This window comes from Joostella sp. CR20, from assembly GCF_038433465.1.
Classification (GTDB): domain Bacteria; phylum Bacteroidota; class Bacteroidia; order Flavobacteriales; family Flavobacteriaceae; genus Galbibacter.
The window spans coordinates 759628-775521 of the sequence record NZ_JAESVF010000001.1 but is presented as its reverse complement, the minus strand read 5'-3'; the positions used below and the strand labels follow the sequence as shown (position 1 = coordinate 775521).

Here is a 15894-nt window from a genome sequence, read left to right as displayed (position 1 = left end):
ATTATGATTTACAACAAAAGATATGCTTCTAGTCCAAATGAGGTAAAACAAATGGATACCGAAGCGTTAAGAAAAACCTTTTTGATAGACGACCTCATGAAGGAAGACGAAATAAGTCTTACCTATTCGCATTACGACAGATATATCGCTGGTTCGGCAGTTCCGAAAAAGGATTTGAAATTAGAAACCGTCGATTTACTTAAGGCTGAATATTTCTTGGAACGTAGAGAACTCGGAATTATAAATGTTGGAGCCAAAGGAAGTGTTTCTGTCGATGGCGAAGTGTATACACTCGAACACAAAGAAGCGCTATACATTGGTCGTGGAAACAAAGAAGTTATTTTTAAAAGCGACAATAGTAGCAATCCTGCAAAATTTTATTTTAACTCTGCTCCTGCTCACAAAGAACTGCCAACAAAGAAAGTGGGAATGCAAGAGGCTAATAAACTTGAATTAGGTTCGTTGGAAACTGCCAATCACCGTACCGTAAACCAATTAATTATTGGTGGTATTGTAGAGACGTGTCAGCTTCAAATGGGACTAACCGAACTTAAAACAGGTAGCGTATGGAACACCATGCCTGCGCATGTTCACGACAGAAGAATGGAAATTTATTTCTACCTCGATATTCCAAAAGATCAAGCTGTTTGCCATTTTATGGGGCAACCGCAAGAAACTCGCCACGTTTGGATGCACAACCACCAAGCAATTATTTCGCCACCATGGTCTATCCACTCGGGTTCTGGAACTTCAAACTATAGCTTTATTTGGGGTATGGCTGGAGAAAACTTAGACTATGGCGATATGGACGTTGCACCAATTACAGAATTAAGATAATATGAGCTTATCACTATTTAACATCGAAGGAAAAGTAGCGCTTGTTACTGGAGCTACACACGGACTCGGAATGGCAATGGCAATGCAACTGGGAAAAGCTGGAGCAACCATTGTTGTAAACGGAAATTCGTCGCAACAAAAAATTGACGATGCGCTCGAAGTGTATAAAAAAGAAAACGTAAAAGCGTTTGGATACAAATTCAATGTCACCGTAGAAGCTGAAGTTGAAGCCGCTATTGCTGCCATCGAAAAAGAAGTTGGCGCAATCGATATTTTGGTAAACAACGCTGGGATTATTAAAAGAATTCCATTAGAAACAATGGAAGTCGAAGATTTTAGAGAGGTTATCGACGTTGATTTGGTCGCTCCTTTTATCGTTTCAAAACACGTGGTAAAAGGGATGGTTGCTCGTAAAAATGGGAAAATTATCAATATCTGTTCGATGATGTCGGAGCTTGGTAGAAACACTGTTGGCGCATATGCTGCTGCCAAAGGAGGTTTAAAAATGCTTACGCAAAACATGGCTACGGAATGGGCAAAACACAACATCCAAGTAAACGGAATTGGCCCTGGATATTTTGCTACTTCGCAAACGGCACCAATTCGTGTAGACGGGCATCCGTTTAACGAATTTATCATCAATCGTACACCTGCTGCCAAATGGGGAGACCCAGAAGATTTAGGCGGAGCAGCCATTTTCTTGGCTTCCAAAGCTAGTAATTTTGTAAACGGACATATTTTATATGTAGACGGCGGAATTTTAGCTACTATCGGAAAACCTGCCAACGAAGATTAGTTTTATTGCTGAAAAAAATAGAGGTAAACGGAATTGAAACAATGACGTTTCCTCACAGAAAACGATAAGAAATCTTATGAAAATTTCATTTTAAATGAGGTTTCTTTCGTTCTCAATCTATTCTGAAAAAAATCTTTACACAAACCAACCATGAAAATAAAAGTATTCTCACTCGTTTTAGTCGCTATAACAGCATTATCTTGTGCTGAAGAAGGAAAAACAATTATTGTAAAAAACGAATTGAATCTCGACAGAGCCTTCGAAACCGTTGAGATAAATTTAGATGAAATCACTTCGGATGAAACGCAAAAAAATTGGGGAATTCGAAATGCAAGTGATAAATCTGAGGTGACTTCTCAACTTATCGACACTAACAAAGATGGTGCTTGGGATATACTTTTGTTTCAGCCAAAAATTAAAGCTTCTTCTGAAGCAAAGTTCGAACTCTTTCCGAAGAAAAATAACACTACAGACTCTACAATTTGCTACTCGCGTTTTGTGCCTGAAAGAACCGACGATTACGCTTGGGAAAACAACAAAGTCGCTTTTAGAACTTATGGGCCTGTTGCACAACAAATGATTGAAGACAGCATTCCTGGAGGTACACTTTCCAGCGGAATTGATGCTTGGTTAAAGCGTGTGGAGTACCCAATTATTAACAAATGGTATGCAGCCAACGATAAAGATCCAGGATACTATCATAAGGATCATGGCGAAGGACTCGACAATTTCCATGTAGGAAGCAGCAGAGGAATTGGAGGAATTGCCAAAAAAGTTGACTCGATTTACTACTTTTCTAAGAATTTCATCAGTTGGAAAACTATTACCAACGGACCAATACGAACTAGTTTTGAACTGACGTATAAAGATTGGGACGCAAACGGGAAAAGTATCACAGAAAAGAAACACATCTCGCTTGATTACGGACAAAATTTATCGAAAATCACCCTACATATTAAAGGTGTACAAACCATTTCGGCAGGGATTACATTACACCAACAAAAAGGAATTACAAATACAAATTTACAAGAAGGTTGGATGAGTTATTGGGAGCCTCACGGAGATTCTGAACTTGGAATGGGAATTGTTGCGTCTCCCGAAAACATTGAAAATTTCGACAAATACATCACAAACAAAGTTGATGAAAGTAATCTTTTTGCGAAACTAAAACTGAATAACGAAAAGGTAAGCTACTACGCAGGATTCGGTTGGAAAAAAGCAGGCGAATTTACTACACAGAATGAATGGGAAAGCTACCTTTCGGACTTTGCAACAAAACTAAATTCCCCACTTAAAGTAACGATTGAATAATTATTCGGTTGATAGCTAATAAGTAAAAAAGGAAAAGAGTTAAAGGTTCAATCAAAGCATTCAGTCGAGCCTGCCTTTGTCGGCAGACAGGCGAAGTCGAGACATCTCATACTGTTAAACTGTTGAATCGGTTAATTGTTGAATTGAGAGTTTATAAAGTGAGTTCGATATAAAAATGATGAATGTATAATAAAATTGACCTATTTAAAAAGTATTGAAAATCAAGGAAGCAGTGAGGGACGATAGATAAAAAGCTGTTTGAGCGTAGCGAGTTCTTTTTATCTGTGGTGGATGTTTCCGTAGACTTTCTGATGCTTTTTAAATCAGTCTTGACTTTTTTGTTTCGTTTTTGTGTCAAGACAAAAATGAAAGTATTGTTAAATAATTGAAAAACAAATGTTTAAAATTTATTTTTTTCGACATTTATATCTAACCGAGATTTAATGAGTAAACAAGCAAAAGACTTAAGGTTTGTCCTAGATTAAACTTTGTCTCTCTGTCACTTTGAATCTTTGTAACTTTAATATGAATTCATATCGAGCCTGCCTTTGTCGGCAGACAGGCGAAGTCGAGACATCTCATACTGTTTAACTGTGGAATCGGGTAATTGTTGAATTGATACTTAATGCGTAAAAAAGCAAAAGAGTTAAGGTTTATTTTAGATTATACTTTGTCTCTCTGAACCTTTGTCCCTCTGAACCTTTGTCCCTCTGAACCTGCAAAAAAACCTACACCTGCTTGGTATCAATTATTTTTACAGGGCAAGCTTGCTGTGCTTGCTTACAACTTTCAAAAATACTATCGTCAAATGATTTTATCGTGAAAAACCCTTTCTTTTCTGCGGAACCCAATAAAACCGATTTTCCGTCTTTTTTCGACATCTGAAACTGTTGTGGCGCTAATTCTACACAGTAATTACACCCAATGCATTTATTCCTTTGAAGCGTAACAACAACCATTAAGAAGCAACTATTTTATATAATTTATCCGATAATCGAACTCTAAATTTCGTCGGAATTGTACACGAATCACCTTTGGTAGCAACTTCCAACTTTTGGTCGTTTACCATCATTTCTTCCAATGTAAATTCTTCAACTCCTGTAGTTGGTCCAGTAATTAAAAGCTTATCTCCTACTTTAATATCGTAGGCTTCAATTTTAAATTCAGCAATATTACTTTTCGGAAAAAAGTGCATTCCTTTTCCAACATACACTTTCTTTTGCGTTGCTTGCGATCCAGGTCCGTCACTCCACTCCCCTAGTTTTTGTCCTAAATAATAACCGCTCCAAAATCCGCGATTATAAACTTTCTCGAGTTCTTTCATCCATGTAGCAACCTTTTCATCATTGTAGGTTCCGTTATTATACGCGTCGATAGCTTCACGATATGTTTTAATTACCGTAGCTACATATTCTGGAGCTCTCCCACGACCTTCAATCTTTAAAACTTTTGAACCCGCATCTATCACTTGGTCTAAAAAATCGAGAGTACACAAGTCTTTTGGAGACATCATGTATTCATTATCGATTTCAATTTCAAAACCACTTTCTTGATCGATTACTGTATATTTTTTTCGGCAATTTTGCTTGCAGGCACCTCTGTTTGCCGACGAGTTATGCGAATGTAAACTCAAATAACACTTTCCAGAAACTGCCATACAAAGCGCTCCATGACCAAAAATTTCAATCTCTACTAAATTCCCCGAAGGTCCTTTAATTTGTTCTCTTTCTATCTGCTCACAAATTTTCTTTACTTGACGCAAGCTCAACTCTCTACTCAATACCATAGTATCAGCAAAAAGCGAATAAAACTTTACGGTTTCTATATTGGTAATATTAATTTGTGTTGAAATATGCACCTCCATTTGTATTTGGCGCGCATACGCAATAACCGCTTGATCCATTGCAATTACCGCCGTAATATTGGCAGCTTTGGCAGCATCGAGCACAGTTTTAATTATAGATAAATCGTGATCGTAAATAATTGTGTTGAGTGTAAGATACGTTCGGACTCCTTTTTGGGTGCAGCGCTTTGCAATTTCTGGCAAATCGTCGATAGTAAAATTAATACTTGCTCGCGCACGCATATTTAACTGTTCTACTCCAAAATAAATCGAATCTGCCCCATTGACAAGTGCCGCTTGCAACGACTCAAAGTTTCCCGCTGGCGCCATTAATTCTATGTGTCCGTCTCTTTTCATTACCTCAAAAATTTAACCGTGCAAAGATACGTATAAATTCAAAATAGAAATGCTAAAGAAAAGTAAAACACTTACTTAAAAGCTATAAAACGTAGGTAATAGACTGTAAGTGATTGGATGTTTATTTTTAAAAGAGTGGGTGAAGTTACAGAGTCACAAAGAGGTAAAAGAAATAGATGGTCGTTAGTAGTTACTCGTTGTTTGTTTTTTTAAATAGAACTTTTCATTGTTTATCTGTGAATGTAACACCTACAAGGTTTTTGAAATCTTGCAGGAAAGCTTTAAAACAACCTTTACTCTTTTACTTCTTCACTTTTTTACTTTTTCAACATTCAAACTTTCAACATAATTTCGCATTAGGGATTAAGCGGTTTGTTTGAGCTCTCCAAACCACGGAGTGTTTGGAAGTGAGTAGCGAAAGCCCGACCACGATTTTCTCGTGGGAATGCCAAAAAAAAAGAGTTTCAATAATTACTGAAACTCTTTAATAAGCTAATTCGTTGTTATTAAATATTTAAAATATTCATCATTGCAATAACAACGAAGCTAGCCACCATCTAACCTACCATTGCAAAGAATTACTTTGGCAGAACCATTCGATTTCCATATGTAGACATTGCGATTTTCCATTAAAAAATTGAAAATTACTTTCTGCGAAGTACAAATAATGCTACGGTTTCTTTGACTTCGGGTTTTATTTAGATACGAAAAAACCAAAAAGGTTGCGTGGCAAATTGTATCCTGAAAAAAGAAATAGTATTTTAGCACGAAACAAAAGAATACAGAGAAATGAGTTCGGAAAAAGATGCGAAGTTAAAAGCACTAAAGCTCACTTTAGACAAGTTGGATAAAACTTATGGAAAAGGAGCGGTGATGAAAATGGGAGATAGTGTTGTAGAAGATGTAGATGCTATTCCAACAGGTTCTATCGGACTAGATATTGCGCTTGGTGTTGGCGGATATCCAAGAGGTAGAATTATAGAAATATACGGACCAGAATCGTCTGGTAAAACAACACTTACTTTACATGCTATTGCTGAAGCTCAAAAAGCTGGTGGTATCGCTGCATTTATTGATGCAGAGCATGCTTTTGACCGTTTTTACGCTCAAAAATTGGGGGTTGATATCGATAATTTAATTATTTCTCAGCCAGATCATGGAGAGCAAGCGTTGGAAATTGCCGATAATTTAATCCGTTCGGGAGCCATCGATATCGTAATTATCGACTCGGTAGCTGCCTTAACGCCAAAAAGTGAGATTGAAGGTGAAATGGGAGACTCTAAAATGGGACTTCACGCGCGTTTAATGTCGCAAGCACTTCGTAAACTTACAGCGAGTATCAGCAAAACAAAATGTACAGTTATTTTCATTAACCAATTACGTGAAAAAATTGGGGTGATGTTTGGTAACCCAGAAACTACAACGGGTGGTAACGCATTGAAGTTTTATGCTTCTGTTCGATTAGACATTCGTCGTTCTACACAAATTAAAGATAGCGATGGAGATGCTTCTGGTAACAAAACCAGAGTAAAAGTGGTTAAAAACAAAGTTGCTCCTCCGTTTAAAGCTACCGAATTCGACATTATGTATGGCGAAGGAATATCGAGAGTTGGTGAAATTCTAGATTTAGGAGTTGAGTTTGAAATTATTAAAAAGAGTGGATCTTGGTTTAGCTATGGTGATACCAAACTTGGACAAGGTCGCGATGCTGTGAAAAACTTACTTTTAGACAACCCTGAATTACTAGACGAACTAGAAGGAAAAATTAAAGAAGGTATTAAAGCGATGAAAGAGTAATTTTTTTCATCTTCTAAATATTTTTTCAGAAGAAATACTAAAAAATCCCGAGCAACTATTTTCTCGGGATTTTTTTATGTCCTCGGCGCAACCATTTGTTGTAAACCACATCTACTAAGAAAATTAATAGAAAATGAAGAAGCTTTTTGCTGTAATGCTAGGTCTTTTTGCTATGCTTAGTTTTAGCGCCTGCGATTTGTCGGACGATGATGCAACAAATTTTTATTACGAAACGATGGAAATTACCAGCGCTACATTTCCTGAATATTTTGAATTCGGAAAAGTATATCCCATTGAATTCACCTACAAAAGACCAACCGATTGCCATGTGTACAGCGGTTTTGAATACAACCATACAGGAGAAACAGAACGTACCATTTTTGCTGTGGCAACAGTTTTAGACCGAAATGATTGCATCGAATTAACAGATACCGAAGGCACCGACAGTTTCGATTTTCAAGTTAGATACACTAACACCTACACATTTAAATTTTATGTAGGAGAAGACGAATCGGGCGAAAAACAGTATCTTACCTACGAAGTTCCTGTACAAGAAACAGCAACCGAATAAAACTAAAAATAAGCTAACCACGAGTGAGTCTAGACCAACTCATAGAACTTTGCAAACAACAGAATAGAAAAGGACAAGAAGAATTGTATAAGCTATTTAGCCGAAAATTATACAGTGTTTGCCTTAAATATTCGAGAAACCAAGCGGAGGCAGAAGACAATCTGCACGATAGCTTTATGCTTATTTTTGACAAAATTGGCACCTACAATTTTAAAGGTTCTTTTGAAGGTTGGCTAAAACGTGTTACCATAAATACGGTATTACAAAAGTATCGTGAAAAAGGCACTTTTGATGTGCTTCCCAACCATTTAGAAAATGATATTGAAGTTGAAATCGAACAGCCCGATATTTCGCTAGATTACCTACTAAAATGTATTCAAGAATTACCCGACCGATACCGCCTATCGTTTAATTTATATGTTTTAGACGGCTATTCGCATAAAGAAATTTCAACAATGCTCGGCATAAGCGAAGGCACCTCAAAATCTAATTTAGCACGCGCTAAAATGGCATTGAGAAATAAAATTGAAGAAGACACCCTAAACAAAAAAGCAAATTCGGTTTCGTAGCGAATTTGAGATTAAAATATTAATACCAAACGGTATTTATGATGAATGAAAAAAAGAACATAGAACGCTTATTTCAAGAAAAGTTTAAAGACTTTGAAGAAACTCCGCCAGCACAAGTTTGGGATTCTATCAATGCTTCTTTAGACAAAAAAGCTTCAAACAAGAAAAAAGTTATTCCAATTTGGTGGAAATTGGGAGGTGTTGCTGCTGCCCTAGTTTTACTATTTGTAGCAGGAAGTGTTTATTTAAATTCTACACAAACAAATATTCCAACGAGCACCCCGATAACAGATACTGAACAAACCAAAACAGAAAGTTCAGCAGAAAAAGAAATAATTGTAAACAATAAAGAGGTAGTTAAAACTATTACTTCTGAAAAAGAAGCAAACTCACAAACTGTTGAAGGTACTCAAAAAGATCAAGTAGCTTCAACAAATTCAAGCGTAGCAAAAAATACAATTTCGAATGATGTTTATGCATCAAAAGATAAAACAACCAACAAAATACTTTCTGAAAATACTTCAGCAGTAACACAAAATAATACACCAGAATTTTCAGAAAAAGTTGACAATAACAACGCAATAGTTGCTACGGAAAAAGAAATTCCTTCAGAAGAAAACAACAGCAATAAAAAATCGATTTTAGATGTTGTTGAAGAAATGAATGCTGAAGAAACGGTGGCGTTTACTGAAAAAACAAAGGTAAACCGCTGGAGTATTAGTCCGAATGTAGCCCCTGTTTATTACAATTCACTGAGCAAAGGATCGCCAATTAGCAATGATTTTGCTTCGAATTCAAAAGAAGGAAAAGTAAATATGAGCTACGGAATTAATCTTGCTTATAATGTGAGTAACCGCTTAAGCATTCGTTCGGGAGTGAGTAACGTAAATATGAGTTACAACACAAACAGCGTGAGTTATAGTCCAGCAATTTTTGGTGTTTCCAATAGAATTTCGACTATCGATTTTAACAAAACTGCCACTTCACTTAATGTAGCAAGTACGGAAAGTAGCCCGACTATGAGTGCGAATAACGATTTTCAAGCAAAAGCAGAAGAAACCTCAACAGCCAGCATGCAACAAGAATTGGGTTATATCGAAGTCCCAATGGAACTAAAATACCGATTGGTAGATAAACGTTTTGGGGTAAATATTATTGGTGGATTTAGCTCTCTGTTTTTAACAAACAATGTGGTTTCTCTACAGTCAGATGAGCTCGCAACCGATTTAGGAGAGGCAAATAATATCAACGACGTTAATTTTAGCACCAATATTGGTTTGGGAGTAGATTACCAAGTGTCAAACAAACTTCTCTTCAATTTAGAGCCGATGTTTAAATATCAGTTAAATACATTTTCTAGAGAAGACGGTGGCTTTTCTCCATATTTATTAGGTGTTTATACTGGTTTGAGTTTCAGATTTTAGACTTATCGGTATAAAACTAAACAGGATCAACAATTTGAATGGTTCCAGTTGAGGGAAGCAAATCGGAAACGGAATCCAAAATACTTTTTTGCAGTGCTGTCATCAATTGTTTCTTTACAAAAAACTTATTGGTTAAAAGCCCTATGGAACGCACTGGCACAGGCTCTTTAAATGCAACCAAACGCTGTTTACTTTCAGGAGGTAAATCTAAAGAAGCCAAATAAGGTATAATTGTTTTTCCTTTATTTGCTTTTGTGAACCGCAACAAACTATCCATTGAGCCAGATTCAAACTCAAAGTTGAGATCTGTACCAGATGAACTATTTGAACGATTACATATTTGATAAATTTGCGTGCGCAAACAATGCCCTTCTTGCAACAACCAAAGTTTAGAATAATCTAAATCGTTAGCAGACACTAAATCGGTTTCAAAATCATCTCGGCAATCATAAAGTAAAAAGGGCTCGGTATATAATTTATGTTCCTCCAACTCATTATCTCCAAGTGGAATTGCCAAAATGCCTACATCCAAGCTTCTGTTTTTTAATTCTTCATGGATTTGATCTGTTGTCATCTCTTTAACAATTGTCTTTACCTTAGGAAACTGTTGTACAAAATTGGGCAAAAAACGAGGTAAAATATAAGGCGCTACGGTGGCTATAATTCCAATTCGTAGCTCTCCCACCATTTCACCTTTCAGCTCCTGAACCAAATTCCCTAATTGATCTATCTCGTTTAATACAATCCTCAAACGTGTAATAATGGCGTTTCCTTCCGAAGTAACAGAAACTGGTTTGGTTTTTCGGTTGAAAATTTTTATCCCAATCTCATCTTCAAACTTCCCTATCATAGTGCTTAAAGTAGATTGTGTAACAAAACATTTTTCAGCAGCTAACTCAAAATTTTTTGAATCTACCACTGCAAGTACATACTGAAATTGTTGAATATTCATTTTGCAAAAATAGAATTTTATTGACAATATCAATATTAACATTCAAAATATAGTTTTTACAAATGTTTATGAGATGATAGTTTTGCTTCAAAATAAAGAATACATACATGAAAAAACTAATCTTAAGCTTAACTTCTGTACTCGCAATGGTATCATGCCATAATAGCGAACAAACTTCTGAAAACTCGGAAGGTGGAGGATGTCCTTTTGGATTTGACAAAGGGCATAAAAAAGAACAAATAAAAACTGCAAAGTCTAATGATGATTGGTGGCCAAACCGATTAAACTTAGACGTTTTAGCGCAAAATAGCGAGTTGACCAACCCAATGGGAGCAACGTTTAACTATGAAGAAGAATTTAATTCATTGGATTATGCACAACTTAAAAAAGACATTGAAGAAGTATTAACAACTTCGCAGGATTGGTGGCCTGCCGATTACGGACATTACGGACCATTATTTATAAGAATGGCATGGCACAGTGCTGGAACATACAGAACTGGAGATGGACGTGGAGGTACACGCATGGGAATTCAGCGTTTTGCGCCACAAAACAGTTGGCCAGACAATGCCAGTTTAGACAAAGCAAGAAGATTACTTTGGCCAATTAAACAAAAATATGGGCAAAAAATATCGTGGGCAGATTTAATGATTTTAACTGGAAATGTTGCTTTAGAATCGATGGGCTTCAATACTATTGGGTTTGCTGGTGGTAGAGCCGATGTTTGGGAACCACAAGAAGATATCTACTGGGGTTCTGAAGCAGGATGGTTAGAAACAAGAAGACTTAATGAAGACGGAGAGATGGACTTGGAAAAAGAAAATCCACTTGCTGCTGTACAAATGGGATTGATTTATGTAAACCCTGAAGGGCCAAACGGAAACCCTGATCCACTTGCTTCAGCAAAAAATATTCGAATCTCTTTTAGAAGAATGGGAATGAATGATGAAGAAACTGTAGCACTTATTGCTGGTGGGCATACATTTGGAAAAACGCATGGTGCTGGCTCTGCCGATCATGTTGGTCCGTCACCAGAAGCCGCTCCAATTGAAGAGCAAGGTCTTGGTTGGAAAAGTTCATACAAATCTGGAAAAGGAGCTGATGCTATTACTTCTGGGCTAGAAGTTGTTTGGACAGCAACCCCTACCAGATACAGCCATGCTTTTTTAAATACTTTATATAGCTTTGAGTGGGAGTTAACAAAAAGTCCTGCAGGAGCACATCAATGGCAAGCAAAAGATGTAGGAGAAATTTTCCCAGATCCTTTTGACGAGAATAAAAAAAGAAAACCTACTATGCTTACGTCGGATTTGGCTTTAAGGTTTGACCCCGCCTACAATGAAGTTTGTAAAAAGTTTATTGAAAACCCAGAGTCATTCGACAAAGCTTTTGCAAATGCTTGGTTTAAACTTACCCATAGAGACATGGGACCAAAAACTACTTATATAGGTTCTGAAATACCAGAAGAAAGTTTTATTTGGCAAGACCCTGTTCCTGTTAGAGATTACGAGCTAATCAACAACAATGATATTAAAGCGCTAAAAACAAGTATCCAAAACGCTAACCTTACATCACAAGAACTTATTGAAACTGCATGGGCTTCTGCTTCAACGTTTAGAGGTTCCGACAGACGAGGTGGTGCAAATGGAGCTCGTATTCGCCTAGAACCACAAATTAATTGGGAATGCAATAACCCACAACAACTTAAAAAGGTTCTAAAAGTTTACGAAGAAATTCAACAAAACTTCAACAGCAAATCATCAAATAAAAAAGTATCAATTGCAGATTTAATTGTACTAGGTGGAAATGTGGCTATTGAAAATGCGATTAAAGAGACAGGTTACTCGATTGAAGTACCTTTTCTTCCTGGAAGAACCGATGCTACGCAAGAGCAAACAGACGTAAATTCATTTGCGGTTTTAGAACCGATGGCAGACGGATTTAGAAATTATCAGAAGAAAAAATATACGTTAACTACAGAAGAACTTCTTGTTGATAAAGCACAGTTACTTACACTAACTATTCCAGAAATGACAGTTTTAGTGGGTGGTATGCGCGCATTGAATGCAAATTATGATGATTCAAACTTAGGAATACTTACAAATACTCCTGGAAAATTATCAAACGACTTCTTTGTGAACTTACTTGACATGAAGTATTATTGGACGCCTGCCAACGACGACAACCTATTGTTTATTGGAAAAGAAAGAGACACTGATAAAAAAGTATGGGAAGCGAGTAGAGCAGATTTAATTTTCGGATCTAACTCTGAACTTAGAGCTATTGCTGAAGTATACGCAAGTAGCGATGCTAAAGAAAAGTTTGTAAAAGACTTTGTGTCTGCTTGGACAAAAGTGATGAATTTAGACCGTTTTGATGTAAAATAAGTCACTATACATCATTAAAAAAGCAATATTGGTCTTATTGTTTTGAGTAGCGATTTGGATGAATTTCTGAATCGCTACTTTATTTTAATTCCTTCAAAATTAAACTTCTCGACTGTTCTTTCAGGCTAGCAACATCTTTTGCAGTAAGCCCTTCCGTAGCAATAAAAGGTAAAACTCTCGCACGCGCAACCCCTGGTGAACCGCTAAAAAACTCATATGAAAATCGCTTTTTATTGTCTAAGAAAGCAATCGGAACAATCGGGATTTGATGTTCAATAGCCAATTTAAAAGCACCATCTTTAAAAGTATCGAGCACAACAGACAAGTCGTCTGGCACGCCTCCTTCAGGATAAATACAAATACTTAAGCCTTGTTTGAGTCGGCGTTGCGCACTTTTATATACCGCCGATCTGCTTTTCATCGAACTTCGGTCAACCAAAATACAAACACGCTTATAGAAAAATCCGAAAATCGGAATTTTAGAAAGCTCCTTTTTCCCAACAAATACAAACGGATTTTTAGATACGCGTAGCATCATTAAAATATCGACCATCGAGGTATGGTTGGCAATAAGCATATAGTTTTTGCCTTTCTCAATTTCTTGCTCTTTTTTAATCCGTGGAATAAAAAACATACCGTACAGTACAAAATTTGCCCAAATGTTTCTAGCAATCCAAAAAAACTGCGGATATGTCTTTTCAGAAATAGTTAATAACAGTAGTATTGGGAAGAATATAACAATTGGTATTGCCATTAAAAGGTAAAACCATATTCTGTACAAAAGCTGTAAAAAGGAAATAAATATTTTCTTCATGAAATCAAAAGTAAACATTTACCGCAAACTGGTTTCTATTTTTACAAAACATCCTACCTTTGTACTACAGTTTTAAAATATAAAAATGGCAAGAATACTTACCGGAATACAAAGTACAGGAACTCCACATTTGGGGAATATTTTAGGAGCAATTGTTCCTGCAATTCAAATGTCGGAACAACCAGAAAACGATTCTTTTTTATTTATTGCTGATATGCATTCATTGACGCAAATAAAAGATGGGGAAACACTTAAAAACAACACTTATAATGTTGCTGCCACTTGGCTTGCTTTTGGACTAGACATTAATAAAGTTGTTTTTTACAGACAAAGTGATATTCCGCAAACTACAGAGTTGAGTTGGTACTTAAGTTGTTATTTTCCGTTTCAACGCCTTACGCTTGCACATTCTTTTAAAGATAAAGCAGATCGATTGGACGATGTAAATGCCGGACTATTTACATATCCAATGCTTATGGCTGCCGATATTTTATTGTACGATGCAGAAATTGTTCCGGTAGGAAAAGACCAAATGCAACACATCGAAATTACACGAGATGTTGCCTCTAGAATGCATACGCAAATTGGAGAAACTTTTGTGCTTCCTGAAGGTAAAGTGCAAGAGCAAACTATGTACATCCCTGGTACAGACGGACACAAAATGAGTAAGTCGAGAAATAATTTTATCAATATTTTTCTTCCTGAAAAACAATTGCGCAAGCAAGTAATGAGCATCGAAACAGATAGCACTCCGCTTGAAGAACCAAAAGACCCAGATACTTGTAATGTGTACGGTTTGTACAAATTATTGGCTTCGCCAGAACAAATTGCTGAAATGCGCAACAATTACGAACAAGGTGGTTATGGTTACGGACATGCAAAACAAGCTTTGTACGAATTGATTTTAGAAAAATTTGCTACGGAAAGAGAACGCTTCAATTATTACATGAATAACCTAAATGAAATTGATGAAATTCTAGCTGTAGGTGCAGAAAAAGCAAGAAAAGTAGCCAATGAAGTACTGGGAAGAGTTCGCAGTAAAATAGGATATTAAGCTTTAAACAGCTTCAAATAATTTGCCTGGTAACGGGCGTATAAGTCCTTTCATTTCCATGGTAAGTAGCGTAGCACTTATTTGATGAATGGGCAACTTACAATCCAAAGCAATTACATCGAGTAATTGCTTTCCTTGTTTTTGGAGGTAGCTATAAATAGCTTGTTCAGTCTCATTCATATCCACAAAAAGCTGCTTTTGTACCGAAGTCGACTTTTTTTCTTCTTCCTCAAGATTCCAACCTAAAACATACACCAAATCTGCAGCAGAAGTAAGCATATGCGCTTGCTGTGTTTTTATCAGGTTATTGCAACCCTCACTAAACTTATCGGTTGCTCTTCCGGGTACCGCAAATACCTCTCTGTTGTACGAAGCAGCAATATCAGCAGTAACCAAACTACCACCTTTACTCGCCGATTCTATCACAATTGTAGCGTCGGCCATACCAGCAATAATCCGATTTCGTTTTAAAAAATTATTTCGTTCCGGACCTTCATCACTCCAAAAATCAGAAATAAAGCCTCCGTTTTCTTCCATCGCACTACAATATTTTGCATGTGTTTTAGGATACATTTGGTTCAGTCCGTGTGCTAAAACACCAATAGTTTGCAAACCATTTTTCATCGCCGCCTTGTGCGCACAAATGTCTACTCCGTAGGCAAATCCACTTAAAATAATCGGTTTAAAATAAGAAATATCTTCTATGAATTTTTCGCAAGCAGCAATACCATAAGAGGTAATCTGGCGAGTTCCTACAACACTTAATATTTTTTGCTGCGGATGATTGAAGTTAATATTACCTCGGCTAAACATCAAAATAGGGCCGTCTACACAATGTCTTAAATTTCGAGGGTATTCTTCTTCGTAATACGATACAACTTGATAATTATTATCCCGAAGAAACTGAAGCTCCTGCTCTGCTTCCATAAAGTTGTTTTTTTGATGAAGCATATCTACAATATATTCGCCAATACCATCAATCTTTAATAAATTACGCTTCTTTTCTTTGAACACTTCTTCAGCGCAACCACAATGTTGTAAGAGTTTTTTTGCAGTAATATCTCCTACTTTGGGTGCTCTATGCATTGTTAATAAAAAAAGAAGCTCTTTATCGGTCATCTAAAGATATGATTATCAATTATAAAAGTAGAGAAAAAAAACTACTGTTAATAAAAACTGAAA

General features: G+C 36.5%; 14 protein-coding genes. 9 read left to right on the top strand and 5 right to left on the bottom strand.

Annotated features, from left to right (window positions below):
* The first annotated feature begins 3 nt into the window (after positions 1–3).
* The 3 genes from kduI to JMA43_RS03385 all read left to right on the top strand — a co-directional run bounded on the left by kduI (position 4) and on the right by JMA43_RS03385 (position 2944).
* Positions 4–837, top strand: a complete 834-nt coding sequence (gene kduI / locus JMA43_RS03395) for a 5-dehydro-4-deoxy-D-glucuronate isomerase (protein ID WP_342154955.1) — start codon at positions 4–6, stop codon at positions 835–837.
* A gap of 1 nt (position 838) precedes the next feature.
* Positions 839–1633 carry a gluconate 5-dehydrogenase gene (locus JMA43_RS03390; RefSeq protein WP_342154953.1) on the top strand — a complete coding sequence of 265 codons (795 nt, stop codon included), beginning with the start codon at positions 839–841 and terminating at the stop codon, positions 1631–1633.
* Positions 1634–1783: 150 nt separating this feature from the next.
* Entirely contained in the window at positions 1784–2944 is a 1161-nt protein-coding gene (locus JMA43_RS03385; RefSeq protein ID WP_342154951.1) for a DUF4861 domain-containing protein, read from the top strand.
* 728 nt (positions 2945–3672) lie between these two features.
* Here the strand turns inward: JMA43_RS03385 and JMA43_RS03380 are convergent.
* Both JMA43_RS03380 and JMA43_RS03375 read right to left on the bottom strand, forming a co-directional pair.
* Complete coding sequence (locus JMA43_RS03380; RefSeq protein ID WP_342154949.1) at positions 3673–3903, bottom strand: ferredoxin; 231 nt, start codon at positions 3901–3903, stop codon at positions 3673–3675.
* On the bottom strand, positions 3903–5144 hold the full coding sequence (locus JMA43_RS03375) for a peptidase U32 family protein (RefSeq protein ID WP_342154947.1): 1242 nt from the start codon (positions 5142–5144) through the stop codon (positions 3903–3905). Before JMA43_RS03375 ends, JMA43_RS03380 begins: the two co-directional genes overlap by 1 nt.
* A 789-nt stretch (positions 5145–5933) precedes the next feature.
* On the opposite strand from JMA43_RS03375, the gene recA reads away from it, so the two are divergent.
* The 4 genes from recA (at position 5934) to JMA43_RS03355 (ending at position 9505) form a co-directional block, all read left to right on the top strand.
* Positions 5934–6941, top strand: a complete 1008-nt coding sequence (recA, locus tag JMA43_RS03370; protein ID WP_342154945.1) for a recombinase RecA — start codon at positions 5934–5936, stop codon at positions 6939–6941.
* 133 nt (positions 6942–7074) lie between these two features.
* Positions 7075–7512: a hypothetical protein gene (locus JMA43_RS03365; protein WP_342154943.1), complete on the top strand. Its 438-nt coding sequence runs from the start codon at positions 7075–7077 to the stop codon at positions 7510–7512.
* Positions 7513–7535: 23 nt separating this feature from the next.
* Positions 7536–8081, top strand: a complete 546-nt coding sequence (locus JMA43_RS03360) for an RNA polymerase sigma factor (protein WP_342154941.1) — start codon at positions 7536–7538, stop codon at positions 8079–8081.
* Between the two features lie 38 nt (positions 8082–8119).
* Positions 8120–9505, top strand: coding sequence for an outer membrane beta-barrel protein (locus JMA43_RS03355; RefSeq protein WP_342154939.1), 1386 nt, complete (start codon positions 8120–8122; stop codon positions 9503–9505).
* Positions 9506–9521: 16 nt separating this feature from the next.
* Here JMA43_RS03355 and JMA43_RS03350 read toward each other — a convergent pair whose 3' ends face one another.
* A complete protein-coding gene (locus JMA43_RS03350) occupies positions 9522–10457 on the bottom strand; it encodes a LysR substrate-binding domain-containing protein (RefSeq protein ID WP_342154937.1) in 936 nt (311 codons plus the stop codon).
* A 107-nt stretch (positions 10458–10564) separates the two neighbouring features.
* Here JMA43_RS03350 and katG point away from each other — a divergent pair, with 107 nt between their 5' ends.
* Positions 10565–12844 (top strand): catalase/peroxidase HPI, encoded by a 2280-nt coding sequence (gene katG / locus JMA43_RS03345; protein WP_342154935.1) that lies wholly within the window; start codon positions 10565–10567, stop codon positions 12842–12844.
* A gap of 79 nt (positions 12845–12923) precedes the next feature.
* On the opposite strand, the gene JMA43_RS03340 is transcribed toward katG, so the two are convergent.
* Positions 12924–13658, bottom strand: a complete 735-nt coding sequence (locus JMA43_RS03340) for a lysophospholipid acyltransferase family protein (RefSeq protein WP_342154933.1) — start codon at positions 13656–13658, stop codon at positions 12924–12926.
* Between the two features lie 85 nt (positions 13659–13743).
* On the opposite strand from JMA43_RS03340, the gene trpS reads away from it, so the two are divergent.
* A complete protein-coding gene (gene trpS, locus JMA43_RS03335) occupies positions 13744–14712 on the top strand; it encodes a tryptophan--tRNA ligase (protein ID WP_342154931.1) in 969 nt (322 codons plus the stop codon).
* A gap of 3 nt (positions 14713–14715) precedes the next feature.
* Here trpS and dprA read toward each other — a convergent pair whose 3' ends face one another.
* Entirely contained in the window at positions 14716–15831 is a 1116-nt protein-coding gene (gene dprA, locus JMA43_RS03330) for a DNA-processing protein DprA (protein ID WP_342154929.1), read from the bottom strand.
* Positions 15832–15894 lie beyond the last annotated feature (63 nt).